Source organism: Streptomyces sp. NPDC005962, assembly GCF_040629205.1.
In the GTDB taxonomy this organism is placed as follows: Bacteria; Actinomycetota; Actinomycetes; order Streptomycetales; family Streptomycetaceae; genus Streptomyces.
This window is the reverse complement of record NZ_JBEXVE010000004.1, coordinates 55,107-80,368: the sequence shown is the minus strand read 5'-3', so window position 1 is coordinate 80,368 and position 25,262 is coordinate 55,107. Positions and strand designations below refer to the sequence as shown.

Here is a 25,262-nt window from a genome sequence, read left to right as displayed (position 1 = left end):
CGTGAAGTCGGCCCCCGTGTGCGACACCGCACGGCGCGCGCCCGGCTTCGGTCCGCTCTCCTTCTCCCTCTCCGTCCCCTCCCCGTCGCACAGTGAGGTGCACGAGCCATGAACCGCGTTTCCCTCTCGCTCTCCCGCTCCCGAAGAATCGTCCCCGTCGCCGCCGTGGCCGCCTCGGCCGCCCTGATCCTCGCGGGCTGTTCCGGCTCCGGCGGGAAGAAGGCCGAAGAGGCCGGAAACAATGTGTCCGCGGGCAAGGCCTCCACGCCCCGCATGACGATCGCGATGGTCACCCACGCACCCTCCGGCGACACCTTCTGGGACACCATCCGCAAGGGCGCCCAGGCCGCCGCCGCCAAGGACAACGTCAAGCTCATCTACTCCGGCGACGAGAGCGCGGGCGACCAGGCCAACCTGGTGCGGAACGCGATCGACCAGAAGGTCGACGGCATCGCCGTCACCCTGGCCAAGCCGGACGCCCTGAAGGCCGTGGTCGCCAAGGCCGAGAAGGCCGGTATCCCGGTCGTCGGCTTCAACGCGGGCCTGTCCGTCTGGAAGAAGCAGGGCCTGCTGTCGTTCTTCGGCCAGGACGAGGCCGTCTCCGGCCGGGCACTCGGCAGCAAGATCAACACCACCGGGGCCAAGCACGCCCTGTGCGTCATCCAGGCCCAGGGGGACGTCAACCTCGAAGAGCGCTGCGCCGGAGTGAAGAAGACCTTCGGCGGCAAGACCGACATCCTCTACGTCAACGGCACCGACATGCCCTCGGTGAAGTCGACGATCAAGGCCAAGCTCTCCCAGGACGCCTCCATCGACGAAGTGGTCACCCTCGGCGCCCCGTTCGCGCTCACGGCCGCGCAGGCCGCGTCGGAGGCGGGCGGCAAGGCGAAGGTCGCGACCTTCGACCTCAACAAGGAACTCATCACCGCCATCGAGAAAGGCAGTGTCCAGTTCGCCGTCGACCAGCAGCCCTATCTCCAGGGCTACTTGGCGGTCGACTCGCTGTGGCTCTACAAGAACAACGGCAACTACAGCGGCGGCGGCGAGCGGCCCGTGCTGACCGGCCCCGCTTTCGTCGACAAGGCCAACGTCCACGCCGTCGCCGCGTTCGCCGCGAAGGGCAACCGGTGATGAGTAACGGGCCGGGGCAACGGCGTAGAGACAACCTATTGACATGACATTTACGCGAGGGCATCGTACTCGTCGAGGGCGCGTTTAAAGCGCTTTAACTCCGCTGGCGCACCACAGGAAGACGCATCGCAGGAAAGCCACTACGCCCGCACACCAACTCGTTGGAGGTGGCCATGGATGTCAGGGACGACACGCCACAGGCCTCCACACAGAGCAACGCCGTCACGGACCACGCCTCTCCGGAGGTCTACCGAAGACTGCGGATCATCACCGTCATCGCCACGTTCGGCGGACTCCTCTTCGGCTATGACACCGGCGTCATCTCCGGTGCGCTTCCCTTCATGGCCCTCTCGGCCGAGCAGGGCGGACTGGGACTCAGCCCCCTGACCGAAGGGGTCGTCGCGTCCTCCCTCGTGGCGGGTGCCGCGTTCGGCGCCCTGTACGGCGGGCGCCTGTCCGACGCCTACGGGCGCAAGCGGGCGATCCTCGGGCTCGCCGTGCTGTTCTTCGTCGGCGCCCTGGGCACCTCGCTCGCACCGGACCTCGTGGTGATGGTGCTGTTCCGGGTCCTGCTCGGGCTCGCCGTCGGCGGCGCGTCCGCCACCGTGCCGGTCTTCATCGCCGAGCTGGCCCCCGCCGCCCACCGCGGCCGCCTGGTGACCCAGAACGAGCTGATGATCGTGACCGGCCAGCTTCTGGCCTACACCTCGAACGCGGTCATCGCGAAGACCATGGGCGAGGGAGACGCCTGGCGCTGGATGCTCGCGCTGGCCACAATCCCGGCCGTGCTGCTGTGGATCGGCATGCTGTTCGTGCCCGAGTCACCGCGCTGGCTCGCCTCCCGCGGCCGCTTCGACGACGCCGCCCGCACCCTGGGCCTCATCCGCGACCCGGAGGTGGTCGAGCCGGAGTTCGCCGAGATCAAGCGGCGCGTCATGGCCGACGCCGGTGAACCGCGGGCGAGTTGGGGTGACCTGCGCACCCCGTGGGTGCGGCGCCTGGTGATATTCGGCTTCGCGCTCGCCGTGCTGACCCAGCTCACCGGCGTCAACTCGATCATGTACTTCGCGCCGACGATCCTGCTGGACACCGGGCTCGGCACCCAGGCCGCGCTGACCGCCACCATCGCCAACGGCGTCGTCGCCGTGCTCGCCGTCTCCACCGGCATGTGGCTGCTGGGCCGGTACGGGCGGCGCCCGATGCTGCTGACGGGACAGATCGGCGTCACCGTCTCCCTGGTGCTGATCGCCTTCTGCTTCCTGGCCCTGCCCGCATCGACCGCCCGCAGCTACCTCGTGCTCGCGTCCATGCTGCTGTTCCTGCTGTTCATGCAGGGATGTGTCGCCACCGTCTTCTGGCTGATGCTCTCCGAGATCTTCCCGCTCCGGCTGCGTGGTTTCGCGATGGGCATGGCCGTGTTCGGCACCTGGACGGCCAACTTCGTGGTGACTCTGGCCTTCCCCCCGCTGATCGCCGCGATCGGCGGCGCCACGTTCCTGCTCTTCGCGGCGGTCAACGTCGCCACCATCTTCTACTACCTCCGTACCGTCCCCGAGACGCGAGGCCGCTCGATGGAAGCCATCGAGGCCCACTTCCGCGGCCAGGCCGCCGCCTGACCACCCCACCGCACGCTGACCCGACCCACCACCGTCCATGTCGAAAGGCACCCACCCATGGCCACGTCCGGCAAGCCCCTGTCCGTCGCGGTAATCGGAGCCGGCATGGCCGGCCGCACCCACGCCGCCGGTTATCGCAACGTCAACACGGTCTTCGCGGCCGGTCTGCCGCCGGTCCGCCTGGCCGCCATAGCCGACGCCAACGTCGCGCTCGGCGAGGACGCCGCCCGCCGGTACGGCTACGAGAAGGCGCTCCCCAGCTGGGAGGCCGTGGCCGAGGACCCGACGATCGACGCCGTCAGCATCGTCGTCGGCAACGATCTGCACCGCCCCATCGCCGAGGCCCTGGTCGCCGCGGGCAAGCATGTGCTGTGCGAGAAGCCCCTGGCCGGAACGCTCGACGACGCCCGCGCGATGGCCGACCTCGAGCGCACCGCCGATGTCGTGACGTCCGTCGGATACACCTTCCGGCGCTCTCCCGCCATCTCCGCCATCCGCGACCATGTGCGCCGCGATGAGCTGGGCGACCTCACGCTGTTCAGCGGGCGCTACTGGTGTGACTACGCCACCGACCCGAACTCCCCGCTGAGCTGGCGCTTCAAGGGCGGCCCCGGCTCCGGAGCGCTCGGGGACGTCGGCGCGCACGTCATCGACGCCGCCGAGTACATCGCCGGTCCCATCACCGCGGTATCCGGCGCCTCCCTGTCGACGCAGATCCCCAAGCGCCCGCTGCCGCTGGGCGCGGTCGTCGGGCACAACGCCGCGCCCGTCTCGGATGAGTTCGGCGAGGTCGAGAACGAGGACACCGCGTCCTTCACCGCACGCTTCGAGTCCGGCCTCGTGGGCACCTTCTCGCTGTCGCGCACCGCCTTCGGCCTGCCCAACGGGCTCGCCTTCGACGTCGTGGGACTCGGCGGCCGGGCGGCGTTCGACCAGCACCGGCCCGCCGAGTACCTCTTCGACGACGCCCAGCCGGACGCCCGCACCCGCGGTGCGCGCCACATCATCGCCGGTCCGCAGCTGCCGTACTTCAAGGGCGGCTACCCGATGGAGGCACCGGGCGTGGGCGGCGGCAACGCCGAGATGTTCACGTACCAGGCCCGCGCCTTCCTCGACCAGGTCGCGGGTGTCACCGACCCGCTGCCGGCCTGCGCCACCTTCGCCGACGCGCTGCGGACCATGGAGATCATCCAGGCCGTCGTCGAGTCCTCCCGCAGCGGCGGTGCCGCCGTCACCATCCCGCCCGCCTCCTGACCCCCCCCACGAAGGACGAAGCCCATGGCTCTCAAGCTCGGCGCCTACACCGCCTGCCTGCACGACCGCACCCTCACCGAGGCCCTCGACATCCTCAAGGAGAACGGACTGACCTCCGTGGAGGTCAACACCGGTGGCTTCATCCCCGCCCCGCACTGCCCGGTCGACCTGCTGCTCTCCTCGGCCACCGCACGCGAGGAGTACCTGGCCACCTTCGCCGACCGCGGGATGGAGCTCACCGGCCTCAACTGCAACGGCAACCCGCTCAACCCGCTCCCCGGCGTCGGTCCGAAACACGCCGACGACCTGCGCCGCACCATCCGGCTCGCGGGCCTCCTCGGTGTGAAGCACGTGGTCACCATGTCCGGCACCCCGGGCTCCGACCCCGACGCCAAGTACCCCTCCTGGGTCGTGAACCCGTGGGACGGCGTCTACATGGACGTCCTGGACTACCAGTGGGGCGTGGCCGTCGCGTTCTGGAAGGAGATCGACGCGCTGGCCCGGGAGAACGACGTCCGGGTCGCCGTCGAGATGCACCCGCACAACGTGGTGTTCTCCCCGGTCACCCTGAAGCGGCTGGTCGACGAGACCGGCGCCACCAACGTCGGCGCGGAGATGGACCCCTCGCACCTGATGTGGCAGGGCATGGACATCGTGGCGTCCATCAAGTGGCTCGGCCCGCTGGTGTTCCACGCCGCGGCGAAGGACGCGACACTCTGCCCCGGCGCCGACATCCGCGGCGTACTCGACTCGTCGTTCACCCGCGTGCCCGCCGACGCACCCGGCAAGGTGCCCACCGGCTACGGCTTCTGGTGCAACGCCTGGCCGGAGAACCCGGCGTGGAAGTTCGTCGCGGTCGGCCTCGGGCACGACACCGCCTACTGGACGGAGTTCCTGCGCGCCCTCGCGGAGGTCGACCCGGACATGGCCGTCAACATCGAGCACGAGGACGCCGCCTACTCCCAGACCGAGGGCCTCGCCCTGGCCGCCAAGAACCTCCGCGGCGCCGCCGCCGACCTCTGACCCACGGGCGTGCGTGGCCCCGTACCCGGCAGGACCGGGTACGGGGCCACGCACGTGCGGCCGCTACCAGGTGCGGGAGAGGACGAGCCTGGCCTTGTGGCCCGAGGCCGACTTCACCCAGATCCTCAGGTTGTTCAGCTGGACCGTGCTCCCCGGACTGGCGCTGCCGCCCAGACGCGTTCCACCGCTGGTGGCCGAGAACTTCACGGACCGGGAGCTGATGTGCGTGACATTCAGCTTCCCGAACCCGAACGTGCCGCGTTGAACGCTGATGCTCCGCGGCTTCGACACGGTGATGGCGCACCGTCCGTCGTAACAGGGCCCCCGCCCGGCCCCGTACGCCACCGGCGCCATCAGGCCGCCTCCCAGTGCGCCCGCCAAGGTCAGCGTCACGGCGGTCGTCGCGGCGCGTCGGCGCATGCCCGTACTCATCAAGGAATCCTCCGGTCCTCACAGGGAATCTGGCCCGGAGTTTGTAACCCGGCGGTCCCGGGACCCCTCCCGGGACCGCTCGACGCGTGGCTCAGGGGTGGCTGGTGAGGTAGCCGCCCATGGAGGTGAAGTACTCGGTGGCGCCCAGTTCGTGGCCGTCCTCGGTGCGTACGCGGGTGATGGCCAGGCCGTGGTTGCGGCCGGTGCGGGCGTCGGCGCCGGTGACGATCACCACGCCGTCGCCCTCGCGGTAGAAGATGCGGCCGGGAGTGCCGCCGTACCGGTTCCGGGACACGTCCGCGGCCAGGATTTCGAGGCGCTTGCCCTTATGGAAGGTGTAGGTGCTGGGGTACGGCTCGGACTGGGCGCGGACCAGGCGTTCGAGGTCCTGCGCGGGCCAGGTCCAGTCGATGCGGATGTCCTCGGCGGACCGCTTGTGGAAGAAGGTCGCCCGGGACCGGTCCTGCTTGGTGAACTCCGTCTGTCCGGTGGCGATGAGGTCGAGCGCGCCGATGGTGACGGGGGCGATGAGGCCGACGGTCTTGTGGAAGAGGTCGGTGGTGGTGTCCTTCGGGCCGACCGGGACCGCCTCCTGCCGGACGATGTCACCGGCGTCGAGTTCGTCGTTCATCATGTGCGCGGTGACGCCCACTTCGGGCTCGCCGTTGATCAGGGCCCAGATCAGCGGGGAGAAACCGGCGTACTTCGGCAGCAGCGAGTCATGGACGTTGAGCGTGCCGCGGCGTGGCAGACCGAAGATGCGCGGGGGAATCCACGTCCGCCAGTTGTTCGCCACGATGATGTCCGGGTCGGCCTCCTCGAGGCGCGCGAACAACTCGTCGTCGTCGGGGCGGTTGCGGATCAGCACCGGGACGCCGTGCTCCTCGGCGAGGTCGGCGACGGAGTCGCTCCAGATCTTCTCGTACGCGTGCTCGCTCTTGGGGTGGGTCACCACCAGTAAGACGTCGTGTTCGGAGTCCAGGAGGGCTTGCAGGGTGCGGTGCCCCCAGGTCTGGTAACCGAACATGACGACCCGCATGGGGTTCCTCCTCGCGGCAGGGGATGACCGGGGCAAGTAAAGCAAGGCTTGCCTTAGCCCGCAACGTTCCGATCTAGTGGCCCAGTTGGCGGACGTGGGGCTCGGATTGATTGTTTCCGGCTATCGACAGCCTCACGGGTTTAGCTTAGGCTCACCTAAGTTGTTGGCGTGTCGCTCCGTCGGCGTGCCCACCGCGACTTCCCCACGCCTGACAGGCGATTGCCCCGCACGATGGGAGTGACATGTCACGGGTTCTTCCTGGTGACGCATTACCGGTCCACGACCTCATTGGCATCGGCTTCGGGCCGTCCAATGTGGCCATGGCGATCGCAATCGGCGAGCACAACGCAGGCGCCGACGGGCCGGAGGCGATCAGCGCGCACTTCTTCGAGCAGCAGCCGCGCTTCGGCTGGCACCGTGGCATGCTGATCGACGACGCGACCATGCAGGTGTCCTTCCTCAAGGACCTGGTGACGCTGCGGAACCCGGCCAGTGAGTTCAGCTTCCTCTGCTATCTGCAGAGCAAGGGCCGGCTGATCGACTTCATCAACCACAAGAACCTCTTCCCGCTGCGGGTGGAGTTCCACGACTACTTCGAGTGGGCCGCGGCCAAGGTCGGGGACATGGTCTCCTACGGCCACGAGGTGGTCGGCGTCGCGCCCGTTGTCCGCGACGGAGCCGTGGAGTACCTGGATGTGACGGTCCGGTCGGGGGAGGGGCTGGAGGTCCACCGGGCCCGCAACCTCGTCATAGGGACGGGGCTTCGTCCCCTCATGCCGGAGGGCGTGGAACGCGGCGACCGCGTCTGGCACACCTCCGAACTCCTGGCGAAGGCCGACGGGCTGGAATCCACCTCGCCCTCCCGGTTCATCGTCGTGGGCGCCGGGCAGAGCGCCGCCGAGAACGTCGCCTATCTGCACCGCCGCTTCCCCGGAGCCGAGGTGTGCGCGGTCTTCTCCCGCTACGGCTACAGCCCCGCCGACGACAGCGGCTTCGCCAACCGGATCTTCGACCCCGGCGCGGTCGACGACTACTTCGCGGCTCCGGAAGACGTCAAGCGCCGGCTGATGGACTACCACGGCAACACCAACTACTCCGTGGTCGACATCGACCTGATCGACGACCTGTACCGGCAGATGTACCAGGAGAAGGTCCTCGGCGCCGAGCGGCTGCGTTTCCTGAATGTGTCCCGCCTCACCGACGTCAAGGAGACACCCGCCCAGGTCCGGGCCACCGTGAAGTCCCTCGTCACCGGCGAGGAGACACTCCTGGACGCGGACGTCGTGGTCTTCGCCACCGGCTACAGCTCCGTCGACCCCCTCGGCCTCCTCGGCGAAGTCGCCGACGCCTGCGTCCGCGACGACGAGGGGCGGGTCCGGGTCGAGCGGGACTACCGCATCGCTACCGACCCCGGCCTGCGCTGCGGCATCTATCTGCAGGGCGGCACGGAGCACAGCCACGGCATCACGTCGTCCCTGCTGTCCAACACCGCGATCAGGGTCGGCGAGATCCTGGACTCGCTCATCGGCCGGGGCGTGCGGTCCGCTTCCGTCGAGGCCCGGTCGGTGGCCGACGGAGTCGGCACCGCGCGCTAGTGCGTCCCCCGGTGGATCGAAGGATGACGTACTGAGACATGGGCACGACTGTAATCGAGCGCCCCGTATCCCGGGGCACAACGACGGCTCGTCGGCGGCGGGTTGTGGGTCTGGGCACGCTGGTGGCGGTCCTGGTGGCCGCGGCGGCGGTGTCGCTGGCCGTCGGCGCGCGCGCGTTGAGCCCCGCCGAGGTGTGGCACGGGCTGTTCGCGGAAGCGGACTCCGACCAGCGGCTGACCGAGATCCGGCTCATCGTGCGGACCGTACGGGTGCCCCGGACGGTGCTCGCCATCGTGGCGGGCATCGCGCTGGGGGTCGGCGGGGCGCTGATCCAGGGGTGCACCCGGAACCCGATCGCCGACACGGGCTTGCTGGGGGTGAACGCCGGCGCCTCGTTCGCCGTGGTGTCGGCGATCGCCCTGTTCGGGTTCGCCGATCCGTTCCAGTACGTCTGGTTCGCCTTCCTGGGGGCGGCGGTCGCCGGGGTCGTGGTGTTCGGGCTGGCGAGCGTCGGCCGGGGCGCCGGGAATCCGCTGACGCTCGCCCTGGCCGGGCAGGGGATCACGGTGTTCCTCGCGGCGATGACCACGGCGGTGGCGCTGTCGGACCAGAAGTCGCTGAACGCGCTGCGGTTCTGGAACGCGGGCTCGGTCGCCGGTGTCGGATTCGACGTCATCTGGCCGGTGACCGGGTTCGTCGCCGTCGGGCTGGTGCTGGCGGCGACCACGCTGCCCGCCATCAACCTGCTCAACCTGGGGGACGACGTGGCGCGGGGGCTGGGCGTGAACATCGCGCTGAGCCGGACCATCGGCATCCTCGCCATCACCCTGCTGGCGGGCGCGGCGACGGCGGCGTGCGGCTCCATCGCGTTCCTCGGGCTCATGGTGGCCCACATCGCCCGGTATCTGACCGGGCCGGACTACCGCTGGCTGGTGCCGTACGCGGGTCTGCTCGGAGCCGTCGTCCTGCTGGTCTGCGACATCGTGGGCCGCTTGGTGGTGCGGCCGGGCGAGTTGGACGCCGGTGTCCTCGTGGCTCTCCTCGGCGCCCCGTTCTTCGCGGCGCTGGTGTGGCGCGGAAAGTTCAAGAAGGCATGAGCGGAACACCTGTGAGAACCGATGTGAGAACCGATGTGAGAACAGATGCGGGAACCGATGTGAGAGCAGACGGGAAGCGGCCGGTGGCGCCGGGCGTGCGGCTCGGTCGGGTGTCGTTCGTATGGCGGCCCTGGCTCGTCTGCGTGACGCTGCTGCTGGCGGCGGCGGTCTTCCTGGTGTTCTGCTTGTCCATCGGCGTCGGGGAGTTCCCCATCGGGCTGCCCCAGGTGGTCAGGACGATCCTCGGCCGGGGCGAGCGGGTGGACCAGTTCGTCATCATGGATCTGCGGATGCCGCGCGCCCTGGCCGGGCTCGTCGTGGGCATCGCGCTGGGGGTGTCCGGGGCGCTGACGCAGTCCATCGCGCGCAATCCGCTGGCCAGCCCGGACATCCTGGGGATCACCGGGGGCGCCGGAGCGGTTTCGGTGTTCCTGGTGACGGTGTCGGGCGGGGCCGCCGCGGCGGTCGAAAGCACCGTGGGCCTGTCCGCGGCGGCGCTCGCGGGCGGTCTCGGCACGGGGCTGCTGGTGTACTTCCTGGCGTGGCGGCGCGGGATCGACGGCTTCCGGCTCATCCTCATCGGCATCTCGGTGAGCGCCGTGATGGAGGCCATCACGACATGGCTGCTGGTCACGGCCGACATCAAGGACGTGGCCCGGGCCCAGGCGTGGCTGGTCGGCTCGCTGGACAACCGGTCGTGGGGCGAGGTCCGGATCGCGCTGTGGTGCACGCTCGTCATCCTGGCCGTGGTGGCCTGTGCCGCGTTCCAGTTCAAGCCGATGCATCTGGGCGACGAGGTCGCCGCGGGCCTGGGCGTCCGGTACGCGATGGTGCGGGCCGTCCTGCTGCTGTGCGCGGTGCTGCTGGCCGGGGTGGCGGTGAGCGCCGCGGGCCCGGTGCCGTTCGTCGCGCTGGTGGCGCCGCAGGTGGCGATGCGTCTGGCGAGGTGTCCGACGCCGCCGATGGTGGCCTCCGGCATGGTGGGGGCGCTGCTGCTGATCGGCGCGGATCTGGTCGCGCGCACGGCCCTGCCGATCACGCTCCCGGTCGGGGTGGTCACCGCCGCGATCGGCGGGCCCTTCCTCGTCTATCTGCTGGTGCGGGCGAACCTCCGATAGATGATAAAAAAGTTAGGCAAACCTGAATACAGGGGGGCTTGTGAGCGCCGAGTGCATCACCGAGATCGAGTCCGGGGCCCGGGGCCTCGCACGGCTGGCGGCCAGGGGCGTCACCGTCGGATACGGTGGCCGGAACGTCATCGACGGCCTGGACGTGGCCATTCCGCCGGGCGTGATCACCACGATCATCGGTCCCAACGGCTGTGGAAAATCCACTCTTCTGCGCACCCTGACCCGGCTGCTCAAACCGGCCAGCGGAAGCGTCGTGCTGGACGGCGAGGACATCGCGCGGCTCAGAACCCGCGACGTGGCGAAGAAGCTGGGCCTGCTGCCGCAGGCACCGGTCGCGCCGGAGGGGCTGACGGTGGCCGACCTGGTCGCCAGGGGACGCCATCCGCACCAGAGCTGGCTGCGGCAGTGGTCGTCGGACGACGCCGGGGTCGTGGAGCGCGCGCTCGCCCTGACCGGGGTGGCGGATCTGGCCGACCGCCCGGTCGACTCGCTGTCCGGCGGGCAGCGGCAGCGCGTCTGGATCTCGATGACCCTGGCCCAGGGCACCGATCTGCTGCTCCTCGACGAGCCGACCACCTACCTGGACCTGGCGCACGCGATCGATGTGCTCGACTTGGTGGACGACCTGCACGAGTCGGGCCGCACCGTGGTCATGGTGCTGCACGACCTCAACCTCGCCACCCGCTACAGCGACAACCTCATCGTGATGCGGGCCGGTTCGATCCTGGCGCAGGGACACCCGCGTGAGGTGATCACCGCCGAGCTGCTGGACGAGGCGTTCGGACTGCGTGCCATGGTCGTTGACGATCCGGTGGGCGACCGGCCGCTCATCGTGCCGATCGGCCGTACCCACGTGCGGCTCGACCAGGTCCCGGCAGAGGAATGTTGCAAGTAAGGCTAGGCTAGCCTCACTTGAACGGGATAAGGTTTGCCTGCCCTGAGACAGGGGCGTAATGGACAGCGCGACAGCAAGGGATTCCGGATGCTCCTCCACCGAACGACGCGTATGACGCCAAGACGCCGGTTAGCGGCGGCACTCTCCGCCGCGGCCTTGAGCGCCGGCCTCCTCGCGGGATGCGGTTCCGGCTCGGCGGACAAGGCGGACGACGACGCCCCGGCCGCCGCCTCCGGCGCGTACCCGGTCACCGTGGAGCACGCGTTCGGAACCACGAAGGTCAGCGAGGCGCCCAAGCGGGTGGTCTCCGTCGGCTACACGGACGACCAGGCCATGCTGGCGCTCGGCGTCAAGCCGGTCGGCATGGTCGACCAGTACCCGAACCCGGCGGGCAAGAAGCCCGACATCAACACCCAGTGGCCGTGGGTGAAGGACAAGTGGGGCGACACCCGGCCCGAGGTCATCATGAAGAACGGCGACTCCGGACCCGACTACGAGAAGATCGCCGCCCTGCGGCCGGACCTGATCGTCGCGGTGTACTCCGAGATCGACAAGGCCGCCTACGACAAGCTCTCCAAGATCGCCCCGACCGTCGGCCGCACCAAGGGCGAGAAGGAGCCGTTCAGCGCCCCCTGGCAGGACAACGCCGTGCAGATCGCCAAGGCGCTGGGCAAGGAGGACGAGGGTACCGAGCTGGTGCAGGGCATCCAGGACAAACTCGCCACGGCCAAGAAGGCGCACCCGAAGTTCACGAACCAGACCGCGGTCGCGCTGTCCTGGTACAAGAACTCGGTGGCGCCCTTCACCTCCACCGATGTGCGCGGACGGCTGCTGACGGGCATGGGCTTCACGTACCAGAAGGAGATCGACAAGGTCGCGGACGGAAAGTTCTTCACCGCGCTGTCCCCCGAGCGCGTCGACCTGGTGGACGTCGACCGCGTCTTCGTCGTCAACGACAAGGCGGACCAGACAGCGCTGAAGAAGTTCAAGCTGTTCAGCAACCTGGACGCCGTGAAGAAGGGCAACGTGTCGTACCTGCTGGACAGCGAGGGCCCGGCCGTCGGCGCCGCCATGTCCCAGGGCACCCTGCTGTCCCTGCCGTACGCGATCGACGAACTCGTCAAGTCGGCCGGTTAGGTGTGAGCGCCACCGACGTACGTAGCGCCCCGGCGACCCTGCGCACGGCGACCGGACGCGTGGCCACCCGATGGGTCGTGGCGCACTGCCGCGAGGTGCCATGGCTGGCCGTCGCCACCGTGCTCACCACCGTGGCCGGGGCGGCGCTCCAGGTACTCCCGGTGCTCCTGCTCGGCCAGGTGGTCGACGGAGTGGCCGGGGGCGAACCGCGCTCGGCCCTGGTCACCATCGGAAGTCTGATGGTGGCCGCCGCGCTGCTCGGCGCGGCGGCCACCGCGGCGTCGACCTATCTGATCGGGCGGCTGGGCGCGGATCTGCTCGCACGGCTGCGCGAAGGCGCCGTCCGCGCGGTGCTGGGGATGCCGAGCGCACGCATCGAGCAGGTCGGCCGGGGAGACGTGCTGTCCAGGGTCGGCGACGATGTGGCCGTGCTGTCCAAGGGCATCCGCACCGCCGTCCCCACGGTGTTCTCGGCGGGCGTGCTGGTCGTCATCGCCACGGTCGGCATGTTCGGCCTGGACTGGCGGCTCGGACTCGCGGGCGCCGGCGCGCTGCCCGCGTACGCGCTGGCCCTGCGCTGGTATCTGCCCCGGTCCGCCCCGCTCTACCAGCAGCAGCGGGTGGCCCAGGCCGACCGCGCGCAGGCGTTGATCAGTGGCCTGAACGGGATCGACACGGTCCGGGCATACCGCCTGGAGGGCGCCTTCCGCGAGAAGGTCACCCGTGAGTCGTGGCGGGTGCGCGACCTCGGCGTCGAGGTGTTCCGGTTCTTCGGACGGTTCGTCGGCCGGGAGAACCGCGCCGAGTTCATCGGGCTGGTCCTCATCATCGTGGTGGGCTACGCCCTGCTGGAGGCCGACGCCGCCAGCCTGGGCGAGGTGTCCTCGGCCCCCCTGATGTTCCACCGGCTGTTCACCCCGCTGGGCTCCATCATGTTCACGTTCGACGAGGCGCAGAAGTCGGGCGCGAGCCTGACCCGGCTGGTCGGGGTGGTGGGGGAGGCCGCGGAGGACCGGCTGGTGGGCGACGCGGCCGCCGTCGCGCCCGCGGCGGCCGTGCCGTACCCGGTGACGGTGGAGGGGCTGACGTACCGCTATCCCGACGCCGAGGACCCGGTCCTCCGGGACGTCAGCCTGACGATCCCGGCGGGCGGTTCGCTCGCGCTGGTGGGGGCGACGGGCGCGGGCAAGACGACCCTGGCCGCGCTGATCGCGGGCATCGGAACCCCGGAGGCCGGGTCGGTGCGCATCGGCCCGGTCGACCTGGCCGGTCTGGACGAGGCCGGGGCACGGGCGCTGGTGAGCATCCTGACGCAGGACACCCACGTGTTCTCCGGTTCGCTCGCCGACGACCTGCGGCTGGCCGCGCCGGAGGCGACCGACGCCGAGCTGATGGACGCGCTGCGCACGGTCGGCGCCGGGGGATGGGCCGAGGCGCTGCCCGAGGGGCTGCACACCATGGTCGGCGAGGGCGGCGAACGCCTGGACGTCACCAAGGTGGCGCAGATCGCCCTGGCCCGGCTGGTGCTGGGCCGGTCCCCGGTGGTGGTGCTCGACGAGTCGACCGCGGAGGCGGGCAGCGAGGGCGCCGCCGAACTGGAGCGGGCCGTGCTGGCCGCGTGTGCGGGCCGGACCACGTTGTTCGTGGCACACCGGCTGACCCAGGCGATGGCGGCGGACCGGATCGCCGTACTGGACGCGGGACGCGTGGTGGAGCAGGGAACACACGAGGAGCTGGTGGCTCTCGGCGGCCGGTACGCGCGACTGTGGCGGGCCTGGCGAGAGGGCAGTTAGGCGGTGTCCGAGGCGGCCCGGTCGTCCGGCCGGTCGAGCCGGCGGTGCTGCTCCCGCACCCCTGATTCAGGTGAGGTTTTCATGACGTGGAAGGAATGCTGAGTCTTCGATGATGGAACCGAGCGCTCGCCGCGTACCGCTCTCTTCCGCACGCGTTGCCGACGTGCGCCGCCGAACCGGGGACTTCTCCGACCGGACCATCGCCGAAGCGTGCGCCATCGGGCTGTCGTACTGGGCCACGGGCCGCAGCCCCGACGGCATCGACCTCACCCCCGCCACCCTGTTCGCCGACGTCCTCGGATGGGTCGACAACGGAGGTGCGGGGAACGGCAGTTGGGAGGTCGGCGCGGACGGCTGGAGCATCACGGTCCCGGAAGGTGTCCTGCCGGCCGACGCGCAGCTCGCGCTCGACGACCTGGCCGACTTCCCGGACCGGCCCCTGGGCACCATCGGCCCGTCCAGCGTGGCGGCGCGGCTCGACGCCCTGGCCGAGTGGAACGACACCCACGCCGACCGGGTCCGCCCGACCATCGTGGAGATGTTCCGCGAGCAGGCGCGGACCAGGCCGGACGCCATCGCCATCGTCGACGAGCACCGGTCGCTGACCTACCGCGAGGCGGCCGAACTGGCCGGTCAGCTGGCCCACCAGCTGATCGCCCGCGGGCTCGGCCCCGAACAGGTCGTCGGCATCTCCCTCGGCCGCTCCGCCGAGATGGTGATCGGGCTGCTCGGCGTGGTCCAGGCGGGGGGCGCGTTCGTACCGCTCGATCCGCGGTGGCCCGCCGCGCGCCGGGCCGTCGTCATCGACGACGCCCAGGTCGTGCTGCAGCTCAACGACTCGGGCGAACCCGCCCCGGGCGAACCGGAAGCCGTGGCCGTCGACCTCGGCGACTGGCGCTTCGGCTGCCACCCCGCCGAAGGCCCGGGGGTCACCGTCCCCGGCGACGCCCTGGCATACGTGATCTTCACCTCCGGTTCGACCGGGCGGCCCAAGGGCGCGATGATCCGGCACGAGGCGATCAGCGAGCGTCTGCTGTGGCAGGTCGACGAGATCCTGGGCTTCGGCCCCGACGACGCGTCGCTGTTCAAGGCGCCGCTGTCCTTCGACATCTCCATCAACGAGATCTTCCTGCCACTGGTCTCCGGCGGCAGGCTGGTGGTCCTGCGGCCCTGTGGCGAACGCGACCCGCACCACCTCCTGAGCGTGATCGCCGAGCAGCGCGTCACCTTCACGTACCTGGTGTCGTCCATGCTGGACGTGCTGCTGGAGATGGCGGGCGACTCCGGACGGCTGGACAGCCTGCGCCATGTGTGGTGCGGCGGCGAGGTGCTGACCCCGGAGCTGTACGAGCGGTTCCGCACCCGGCTCGACATCCCGCTGTACCACGGCTACGGCCCGGCCGAGACGACGATCGGTGTCTCGCACGTCATCTACCGGGGTGCGGCGGAACGCCTGTCGACATCGATCGGCAAGGCCAACCCGAACACCCAGTTGTACGTGCTGGACGACGAACTGCGCCCGGTCCCGGTCGGGGTCGGCGGCGAACTGTACGCGGGCGGATTCCTCCTGGGCCGCGGGTACATCAACGCGCCCGGTCTGACGGCGTCCCGGTTCGTGGCGAACCCCTTCGCGGGCGACGGGTCCCGGCTGTACCGGACCGGTGACCTGGCGCGATTCGCCCCGGATGGCTCGCTGGACTTCCTCGGCCGCGCCGACAATCAGGTCAAGATCCGCGGTATGCGGCTGGAGATCGAGGACGTCGAGGTCGGCCTCGCGGAGCACCCCGGGGTGCGGCACACCTGTGTCGTCGCGAAGAAGAACACGGCGGGCGGCACCTACCTGGTGGGGTACGTGATCCCGGCCGCCGGGAGCGAGGACCTGCGCGCGGACGAGGTCACGGCGTGGGCCGCCGCGCACATGGTGGAGTACATGGTGCCCGCCCACCTCGTGGTGATGACGGAGTTCCCGCTCACCGCGAACGGCAAGCTCGACCGCCGCGCGCTGCCGGAACCCGTGATCGGGACGGGCTCGCTCGCCCCGCCCGCCACCGAGAACGAGCGCGTGGTGTGCGCGGCGGTCGCGAAGGTGCTGCGGCTGGACGAGGTCGGTGTCGACCAGGACTTCTTCCAGCTCGGCGGGGACAGCCTGCTGGCGATCTCGCTGCTGAGCGCGGTCCGCGACGCGGGCCTGCACCTCACGGCACGGCAGATCTTCACCCACAGCACCGTGGGCGCGCTGGCGGCGGTGGCGGTCGTCGAGGACACCTCCACCGTGGACCACGAGGATGTCCCGACCGGGCCCGTCGTGGGATCGCCCATCGTGCGATGGCTCGGTGAGACCACGGACGCGATTGACGGCTTCGTGCAGTCGGTCGTGCTGAACACCCCGGTGGACCTGACCGCCGACGCCCTGGAGGAGATCCTCGCCGCCGTGCTCCGGCGGCACGACATGCTGCGCGCCGCGCTGGTGCGCGGCGACCGCTGGAGTTTCGACATCCCGGAGACGGCCCGGGATACGGCGGTGTGGCAGGAGAGCGACCGGCCGCTGGAGGAGTGTGTCGCGCTCGCCACCGGCGGGCTGGACCCGGCGGGCGGCGTGATGCTGCGCGCCGTCTGGAGACGCCCGGCCCGGCAACTGGTGGTGGTCGTGCACCACGTGGTGATCGACGGCGTGTCCTGGCGGGTCCTGATGGACGACCTGGCCACGGCGTGGCGGCAGTCCGCCTCGGGCGCGCCCATCGAATTGCCCCCGGTGGGCACGTCGTTCCGGCGCTGGACACAACTGCTGGAGCACACGGCGTTCGACATGGACCGCGCCTACTTCCGGCGTCCCCTGCCGGGGGCGGACGGGCCCGTGGGCAGGCGGGCGCTGTCCGAAGCCGACACCGTCGCGCGGGAGCGGGTACGGACCGTCTGTGCCGGTCCCGAGGTCACGGCCGCGCTGCTGGGCGAGATTCCCGCGAGGTTCCACGCGGGCGTCAACGATGTACTGCTGACCGCGCTCGCCGTCACCCTCGTCCGGTGGCGCCGCGACCTCGGCCAGGACCAGACGTTCGCGCATATCGAACTCGAAGGCCACGGCCGCGAGGGGCGGTTCGTGGCGGACACCGCGGGCTTCGAGCCGGACCTGTCGCGGACCGTGGGCTGGTTCACCACCCTGTTCCCGGTGACCGTGGACCCTGGCGCGGCGGCCGATCTCACCGCCCCCGCGTATCTGGCCGCCGCGCTCAAGACTGTCAAGGACGACCTCGCCCGTGTGCCGGGCAACGGCGTCTCCTACGGCGCCCTGCGCTACCTGCACGGCACCGAGTTCGACGCGCCCGCACCGCAGGTGTTGTTCAATTACCTGGGCCGCTTCGACGCGGGCACCTCCGGTGACTGGCAACTTGCTGGCGCCACCGGCCAATTGGGTGAGAAGCGCGACCTGAGGATGCGTCTGCCGCGCGCCCTGGAGTTCAACGCGATCACCGAACCCGCCTCGAGGGGCGCCTACGAACTGGTCACCACCATCTCCTGGCCCGAGGGGATGTTCACCGACGAGGACATCGCGACGATCGGCGGATACTTCCGCGAGACCCTGGGCGGGCTGGCCGCGCTCGACCAGGGCGGCCACTCGCCCGGTGACTTCGGCGCGGTGCCGCTCACCCAGACCGACGTCGACGCACTGGACGGCCCGGCGCTGCGCGACATCCTGCCCCTGACCCCGTTGCAGGAGGGCCTGTACTTCCACTCGGTCTTCGACGGCGACTCGGCGGGCGCCTACGTCGAGCAGCAACTGCTCACACTGGACGGCGAGGTGGACGCCGACCGGCTCGCGGTGGCGGCCACCCGGCTGCTCACGCTGTACCCGAACCTGGCCGCCCGGTTCGTGGCCCTCGCCGACGGCCGTGTGGTCTCCGTACTGGAGAGCGGTGGGGAGGCGCCCTTCACCACGCTGGACCGCCCCGGCATCACCGACGACGAGATCCGCCGCTTGGCCGAGCGGGACCGCCGCGCCGGGTTCGACCTGGCCACCGGTCCGCTGATGCGGTACACGCTCATCCGCGGGGGCCCCGGCGGAGACGTCCTGGTGCAGACCGTGCACCACATCATCGCCGACGGCTGGTCGGTGCCGCCGATGCTCCGCGCGCTGCTGGCCGAATACCACGCGCCGGGGACCAGGTACCCGCTCGGCGGCTTCCCCGACTACGTGCGGCGGCTCGCCGGACGTGACGACGACGAGAGCGACCGGGTGTGGCGCGAGCAGCTGGCCGGGCTGCCCGGCCCCTCGCTGGTTGCCGAGGGACACACCCCGTCCGACCGGTTCGCCGACATCGCCGTGGCACCGGGGCAGGACATCGACGCGGCCGCCCGGTCGGCCGGTGTGCCGCTGAGCGTGGCCGTGCACAGCGCCTGGGCGGTGACACTGGGCTCCATCCTGCACGGCAGGGATGTGGTGTTCGGCTCCACGGTGTCCGGGCGTGACGCCGATGTGCCCGGCATCGAGGACATGGTGGGGCTGTTCATCAACACCATCCCCGTGCGCGCCCGGTGGGCCGGTGCCACCACGGCGGGTGACCTGCTGGCCTCGGTGCGGGAACACCAGAGCGCGGTGCTGCCGCACCAGCATGTCTCGCTGGCGCGGATCGGCCGCCGGACCGGCACGGGCACCGTGTTCGACACGTTGGTGGTGTTCGACGTCGCCACCGACGTGGACGCGCTGCGACGGCCCGACGACACGCTCGCCATCACCGGCATCGTCAACGAGGGCGCCCCGCACTACCCGCTGACGCTGGTCGTCGAGCGCGCGCTCGACGGCCGCCCCCGCTTCAACTTGATCTACGACGGCGAACTGCTGCGCGAGGCGAGTGCCCGGGCGATCCTGCACACCTTCACCCAAGCCCTCACCGGCCTGCTCACCCGGCCGGACACCCTGGTCGACGACCTGGCGCAGGACGCCACCCGGAGTCCAGGGCGGATCGCCCCGACCACTCTGGGCGGGCTCTTTGACGCCGCCGCGCGCCGCGACCCGGCGGCCACCGCCGTCACGCAGTGCGGTCTCGACGGCGGCGCCCGGTCACTCACCTACGGCGAACTGGCCGACGCCAAGCACGAGTTGGCCTCAATTCTGCGCGCGGCCGGGGTCGGTCCGGGGCAGCGGGTCGCCGTCGCCGTCCCGCGCTCGCTCGAACAGGTCGTCGCCCTGGTCGCGATCGTCGGCGCGGGCGGCGCGTACGTACCGCTGGACCTGGCGTACCCGGACGAACGGCTGGAGTACATCCTCGCCGACGCCGCTCCGCAGGTCGTCCTCGTGGAACGCGAGCAGCGCGACCGCTTCACCCGGCTGCTGGCCCGGGCGGGAGTGCGGGCCCGGGTGCTTGTGCGGGGGGACGAGCCGTCACCGGCCACCACCGGGCCCGGCCCGGAGGCCGGGTGGCACGACCCCGCGTACGTGATCTACACATCCGGATCGACCGGCAGGCCCAAGGGCGTCGTGGTCCCGCACTCCAGCGTGGTGACACTGCTCGCGAACACCCGGCCCGCCATGGACTTCGGCCCCCACGACATATGGGTCCAGTTCCACTCCTTCTCCTTCGACTTCGCGGTCTGGGAGCTGTGGGGCGCGCTGGCACACGGTGGCGAGCTGCTGGTGCCGGAGTACGGGCTGACCCGCTCGCCGGTCGACTTCCACCGGCTGGTCCGCGAGCGCGGAGTGACCGTGCTCAACCAGACCCCGTCGGCGTTCTACCAGTTCATCGAGGCCGACCGGCATGCGGGCGAGCCGCTGCCCGCACTGCGCCGCGTCATCTTCGGCGGCGAGGCACTGGACCTGGGGCGGCTGCGCGGCTGGGTCGAGCGGCACGGTACCGGTGCGCCCGAGCTGGTCAACATGTACGGCATCACCGAGACCACCGTCCATGTCACCCACCGGGTGCTGACCGACGAGGACTTCGGCCCCGGCCGGGACGTCAGCCCGATCGGCGGGCCGATTCCCGGGCTGGTCACCTATCTGCTCGACGACCGTCTCCGGCCGGTGCCGCCGGGCCGGGAGGGCGCCATCTACGTCGCCGGAGACCAGGTGTCGCTGGGCTATCTGGGCAGGCCGGGGCTCACCGCGGGCCGGTTCGTGGCGGACCCGTTCGCGGGCGGCGGCTCCCGCATGTACCACACGGGCGACCTCGCCATCCGCACCCTCGACGGCGAGCTGGAGTTCACCGGCCGCGCCGACGATCAGGTCCAACTCAAGGGCTTCCGTATCGAGTTGGGCGAGGTCGAGGCCGCGGTCAGGGAACTCGACGGTGTGGTCGACGTGGCCGTTACCGTGGCGGACAGCGGCGACCACCTGGTCGCACACCTCGTGGGCCGGGTGCCCGGTGACCTCGTCGAGTCGCTGTCCGCGAAGCTGCCCGCGCACATGGTGCCGGGCCGGGTGCTGCCGGTCGACGCCCTGCCGCTGACGGTCAACGGCAAGCTGGACCGCGAGGCCCTGATCCGGCGCGCCGCCGCACAGGACGACACCCCGGCGGCCATGAGTGATTCCGCGCTCGCCGCACTGGTCGACATCTTCGCGGACACGCTGCCCGAATCCGCCGTGGACGGCGACACCGACTTCTTCCGGGCCGGGGGCGACAGCATCGTCGCCATCACCGTGATCAACCGGGCCAGGGCGCTCGGCCTGCCGATCGCGCCACGGGATGTGTTCCTGTTCAGAACACCGCGCGCGCTCGCCGAACACCTGGGAACGCGCACACCGAACGCCGAAACACCCGCCCCGCGCCACGAGGACGGCCCGCTGACGCCGACGCCGATCATCCTGCGCCAGCGTGAACTGGGCGGATCGCTCACCCGGTTCGCCCAGGCCAGGACACTGGTGGCGCCCGAGGGCGCCGGATTCGCTGACGCCGAGCGCGCCGCGAACACCGTGGTGGCCGCGCACCCCGCCCTCCGGCTGCGGCTGCGCGTCGAGCACGGGGTGTGGGCCCTGCGCACCGAACCCGCCCGCGAGGTCACCGTCGTGGCGACGGACACCACCGACGCGACGGCCGCCGCGAACGAGGCCGCCGGACGGCTCGATCCCGAGTCCGGGGACGTGGTCGCGTTCACCTGGCTGGAGGCGAGCCGCACCCTGGTGGTCACCGCGCACCACCTCGCCGTCGACTCGGTGTCCTGGCTGATCCTGCTGGACGACCTGGCCACCGCTCTGCGCGGGGCGCCGCTGGCCCCGCCGACCACGTCCTACGCCGAGTACGCCGAAGCACTCGCGTCGCGGTCCGGTCAGGCCACCGACGGCCTCGGGCACTGGATCACCACGCTCCAGGCGCCCGAACTGCTGGCGACGACAGGCGAGTTGCGCGAAACCACTGTCGTGCTCGCCCCCGACGTGAGCGACCGTGTGACACGTACGGCGCCCGCCGCGCTCGGCACCGGTCTCACCGAGCTGCTGTGCGGCGCGCTGCGCACCGCGCTGACCCGTGTCCAGCCCTCGCCCACCGATCTCGCCATCGAGCTGGAGCGGCACGGCCGCGTCCCGGCGCTGGAACACCACGACTACACCCGCACGGTCGGCTGGTTCACCGCCATCGCACCCGTGCGGCTCACGGCGCACACCGACCCCGTCGCGGCGGCGCGGGAGGTCGCAGAACGCCAGCCGGACGAGCGCGCACACGTCGCCTACGGGCAGCTCAGATACCTCAACCCGCAGACGGCCCCGCTGCTCGGCCCCCGCCCGCAGGTGCTGTTCAACTACCTCGGCCGGGGCGGCGAGTCCCGGGCGCCACGCGTCACCGGCGGCGATCAGGGCAGCCCGTACGCCGTCGAGGTCAACGCCTGGACCGACGCGGCCACCGGAAGCCTGCACACGGACTTCACCCTCGCCGAGTCCATCCCGGACGAGATCACCGAGCACTGGCGGAACGCGCTGGAACGCATCGCGGACGCCTCCGCGACGGCCGAGCGCACGGCACCGGTCACCCCGCTCCAGCGGGGCCTGTTCTTCCAGGCCCAGCTGGCGGGCCCGGCCGGACACTACGTCGCGCAGAGCTGGTTCACCTTCGACCGGCGCCTGGACACCGACGCGCTGGCCGAGGCGATGGCGTACGTGATCGCGCGCTACCCGGGCGTGGCCGCCGGTTTCGCCACCGACGACGACGGAAACCCGGTCCAGGTCCTGGGCGCGGGACGCCGGGTCGGCGTCCGCACGGTCGCTCTCGCCACGGACGCGGAAGTCGACTCCCTGCGCGCCCGGGACCGCGACACGGGATTCGACCCGGGGGAGCCGCCACTGATCCGGATGACCGTGGTGCGGCTGCCCGACGACCGCGACGGGCTGCTGCTCAGCTACCACCTGCTGCTGTGGGACGGCTGGTCCCGCGAGATCGTGCTGCGGGAGCTGTTCGACGCCTACCGGGCCGTCCTCGCGGGCGAGCTGCCCGCACCGGTCCCGGCCACGCCGAGCTTCGAGGACCACGCCCGGGCGCTCGGCGCCCGGGACGCCGCCGCGTCGGAGCGCTTCTGGGCGGAGCACCTGGCCGGTCTCCCCGGCCCGACGCTGCTCGCCGGACCCGCGCCGTCCCTCGCCGACGATCTGCCGGGCACCCTCGTGCACACGCTGTCCGCCGAGCGGTCGGAGCTGCTGCGGGACGCGGCCAGGACACACGGCGTCACGCTGAACTCGGTGCTGACCGGCGCGTTCGGCCTTCTGCTGGGTGCCCATACGGGCCGTAGCGACGCCGTCTTCGGTGTGACCGTCTCCGGCCGGGAGGGCGAGGGTCTGGACGGCATCGTCGGCGTGCTGCTGAACACCGTGCCCCAGTGGACACGGGCCCGGCCGGATGACACGGTCGGGGCGTATCTGTCGGCCGTCCAGGCGGCCAGGGTCGAGGCGATGGAACACGAGCACCTGGGGCTGGGCGAGATCCAGCGGGCCAGCGGGCACGACACCCTGTTCGACAACCTGTTCGTGCTGCAGAACTTCCTGGACATGGACGCGTTCGCCGAGATGAACACCCGGCACGGCATCACCTCGGTGAAGGCCGACGACTCCACCCACTACCCCTTCACCTGGGTCGTCACCCCCGGCGACCGGCTCACGGTCAAGCTGGAGTACCGCGACCACGACACCGAGAACGCCCGCCGTCTCCTCGACGACTTCCTGCGCGTCCTCGACGACGTGGCGCGCTCCACCGGACCGGTCGGTGCGTTGCGGGGGCTGGGGCCGCGGCCACAGCAGGGGGCACGTACGGACGTCGGCACGGACACCGTCGTCGACCGGTTCGACCAGGCAGCGGACCGTGACCCGCAGCGGGTCGCGCTCGTGGCCCATGGCTCGACGATGACGTTCGCCCAGCTCCGGGACCGCAGCCGCGCGGTGGCCGGTGTGCTCGCCCGGCGTGGCATCGGCCCGGAGACGACCGTGGGAATCGCGGTCCCGCGCTCCCTCGACTCGATCGTGGCGCTGTTCGCCGTGCTGCGCGCCGGCGCCGCGTATGTGCCGCTGGAGCTGGACCACCCCGACGAGCGGATCGCCGCGATCGTCGCGGACGCCCGCCCCGAGGTGATCCTCACGGTGAGCGCCGTATCGCACCGCCTGACGGGCGAGCTGCTCAAGCTGGACCGTCCGCTGCCGGACGCCGAGCCCTGCGTGACGTTCGCGCCGGACGACCCGGACCGGCTGCGGCACCCCGCGTACACGATCTATACCTCCGGATCGACCGGCAAGCCCAAGGGCGTGGTGACCGAGTACGCCGGGCTCACCAACATGCTGATCAACCACCAGCGCCGGATCTTCGAACCGGTGCTTGCGGAGCACGGCCACCGGACCTTCCGGATCGCGCACACCGTGTCGTTCGCCTTCGACATGTCGTGGGAGGAGCTGCTGTGGCTCGCCGACGGCCACGAGGTGCACATCTGCGACGAGGAACTGCGCCGTGACGCGCCCCGGCTGGTCGAGTACTGCCTCGAACACGGCATCGACGTCATCAACGTGACGCCGACCTACGCACAGCAGCTGGTGGCCGAGGGCCTGCTCGACAACCCCGCACGGCGGCCGGCGCTGGTGCTGCTGGGCGGCGAGGCCGTCACCCCGGCACTGTGGCGGCGGCTCGCCGAGACCGACGGCACGGTCGGCTACAACCTCTACGGACCCACCGAGTACACCATCAACACCCTCGGCGTCGGCACCTTCGAATGCCAGGACCCGGTGGTGGGCGTGGCCATCGACAACACCGATGTGTATGTGCTCGACCCATGGCTGCGGCCGCTGCCGGACGGGGTGCCCGGTGAGCTGTACGTGTCGGGCATCGGCATCGCGCGCGGCTATCTCGGGCAGCCCGCCCAGACCGCGCACCGCTTCGTGGCATGCCCGTTCGGCGCACCCGGCGAGCGCATGTACCGCACCGGGGACCTGGTGACACGCCGCCCCGACGGCAACCTGATGTACCTGGGCCGCACCGACCAGCAGGTCAAGATCCGGGGACACCGGGTCGAACTCGGCGAGGTCGAGGCCGTGTTCGCGGCACACCCGGCGGTGCGGTTCACCGCCGCCGTCGCCCAGCCCGACCCGCGGGTCGACGGCGCGTACCGGCTGGCCGCCTATCTGGTGCTGGAGGGCGCCGAACTGGCGGACGTCGCCGCCGAGGTGGGCGCCGGGCTGCCGGACTTCCTGCGCCCGACGCACTACGCCCGGGTCGACAGCATCCCGCTGACGGTGAACGGGAAGGCTGACACCAAGGCGCTGCCGGAGGCCAAGCCGCTGGGCGCGCTGACCACGGCGGGGGAGCGGGGGCCCGAGACCGAGACGGAGACCGTGGTGTGCGAGTTCTTCGCCGAGGCACTGGACCTGGACGACGACGAGGTGAGCGCGGTGAGCGACTTCGTGTCCCTGGGCGGGCACTCCATGCTGGCGGTGCGGCTGATCGGGCTGCTCCGCCGAGAGTACGGTCCTGTGATCACCATCCGTGATCTGTTCACCCTGCGAACCCCGGAAGCGATGGCCCGCCACCTCGATGACAGCACACCGCGATGACCACTCCTGACACGCAGCCCACGCAGCCCGAGCAGCCCCAGCAGCTCACGCAGCCCGAGCGGCCCGAGCGGCGGCCCCGGCCGGGGGCCGACATCCTCCGGACCGCCCTGCGCCGCAA

At 71.0% G+C, this 25,262-nt stretch carries 13 protein-coding genes; 11 read left to right on the top strand and 2 right to left on the bottom strand.

The window, feature by feature from the left end; all coding sequences use genetic code 11:
* Positions 1–108: 108 nt before the first annotated feature.
* The 4 genes from ABZ370_RS09030 to ABZ370_RS09015 all read left to right on the top strand — a co-directional run bounded on the left by ABZ370_RS09030 (position 109) and on the right by ABZ370_RS09015 (position 5,024).
* A complete protein-coding gene (locus ABZ370_RS09030; RefSeq protein WP_358618436.1) occupies positions 109–1,131 on the top strand; it encodes a sugar ABC transporter substrate-binding protein in 1,023 nt (340 codons plus the stop codon).
* A 173-nt stretch (positions 1,132–1,304) separates the two neighbouring features.
* Positions 1,305–2,747 carry a sugar porter family MFS transporter gene (locus ABZ370_RS09025; RefSeq protein WP_358618434.1) on the top strand — a complete coding sequence of 481 codons (1,443 nt, stop codon included), beginning with the start codon at positions 1,305–1,307 and terminating at the stop codon, positions 2,745–2,747.
* A gap of 57 nt (positions 2,748–2,804) precedes the next feature.
* Complete coding sequence (locus ABZ370_RS09020; RefSeq protein ID WP_358618433.1) at positions 2,805–4,001, top strand: Gfo/Idh/MocA family oxidoreductase; 1,197 nt, start codon at positions 2,805–2,807, stop codon at positions 3,999–4,001.
* Positions 4,002–4,025: 24 nt separating this feature from the next.
* Complete coding sequence (locus ABZ370_RS09015; RefSeq protein ID WP_358618432.1) at positions 4,026–5,024, top strand: sugar phosphate isomerase/epimerase; 999 nt, start codon at positions 4,026–4,028, stop codon at positions 5,022–5,024.
* Between the two features lie 63 nt (positions 5,025–5,087).
* Here the strand turns inward: ABZ370_RS09015 and ABZ370_RS09010 are convergent, their stop codons facing one another.
* A complete protein-coding gene (locus tag ABZ370_RS09010; protein ID WP_358618430.1) occupies positions 5,088–5,456 on the bottom strand; it encodes a hypothetical protein in 369 nt (122 codons plus the stop codon).
* 91 nt (positions 5,457–5,547) lie between these two features.
* Entirely contained in the window at positions 5,548–6,495 is a 948-nt protein-coding gene (locus ABZ370_RS09005) for a methionyl-tRNA formyltransferase (protein ID WP_358618428.1), read from the bottom strand.
* Between the two features lie 242 nt (positions 6,496–6,737).
* Between ABZ370_RS09005 and ABZ370_RS09000 the strand changes: the two genes are divergently transcribed.
* The 7 genes from ABZ370_RS09000 to ABZ370_RS08970 all read left to right on the top strand — a co-directional run bounded on the left by ABZ370_RS09000 (position 6,738) and on the right by ABZ370_RS08970 (position 25,144).
* On the top strand, positions 6,738–8,090 hold the full coding sequence (locus tag ABZ370_RS09000; RefSeq protein ID WP_358618427.1) for a lysine N(6)-hydroxylase/L-ornithine N(5)-oxygenase family protein: 1,353 nt from the start codon (positions 6,738–6,740) through the stop codon (positions 8,088–8,090).
* Positions 8,091–8,128: 38 nt separating this feature from the next.
* A complete protein-coding gene (locus tag ABZ370_RS08995) occupies positions 8,129–9,187 on the top strand; it encodes an iron ABC transporter permease (RefSeq protein ID WP_358618425.1) in 1,059 nt (352 codons plus the stop codon).
* The gene (locus ABZ370_RS08990; protein WP_358618424.1) at positions 9,184–10,305 is read left to right on the top strand and encodes an iron chelate uptake ABC transporter family permease subunit; all 1,122 of its coding nucleotides are present in this window, start codon (positions 9,184–9,186) and stop codon (positions 10,303–10,305) included. Before ABZ370_RS08995 ends, ABZ370_RS08990 begins: the two co-directional genes overlap by 4 nt.
* Positions 10,306–10,345: 40 nt before the next feature.
* Entirely contained in the window at positions 10,346–11,212 is an 867-nt protein-coding gene (locus ABZ370_RS08985) for an ABC transporter ATP-binding protein (RefSeq protein WP_358618423.1), read from the top strand.
* An 87-nt stretch (positions 11,213–11,299) separates the two neighbouring features.
* The gene (locus tag ABZ370_RS08980) at positions 11,300–12,349 is read left to right on the top strand and encodes an iron-siderophore ABC transporter substrate-binding protein (protein ID WP_358618421.1); all 1,050 of its coding nucleotides are present in this window, start codon (positions 11,300–11,302) and stop codon (positions 12,347–12,349) included.
* A gap of 2 nt (positions 12,350–12,351) precedes the next feature.
* The gene (locus ABZ370_RS08975; protein WP_358618419.1) at positions 12,352–14,142 is read left to right on the top strand and encodes an ABC transporter ATP-binding protein; all 1,791 of its coding nucleotides are present in this window, start codon (positions 12,352–12,354) and stop codon (positions 14,140–14,142) included.
* A gap of 109 nt (positions 14,143–14,251) precedes the next feature.
* Positions 14,252–25,144 (top strand): amino acid adenylation domain-containing protein, encoded by a 10,893-nt coding sequence (locus ABZ370_RS08970; RefSeq protein ID WP_358618417.1) that lies wholly within the window; start codon positions 14,252–14,254, stop codon positions 25,142–25,144.
* Positions 25,145–25,262: the final 118 nt, after the last annotated feature.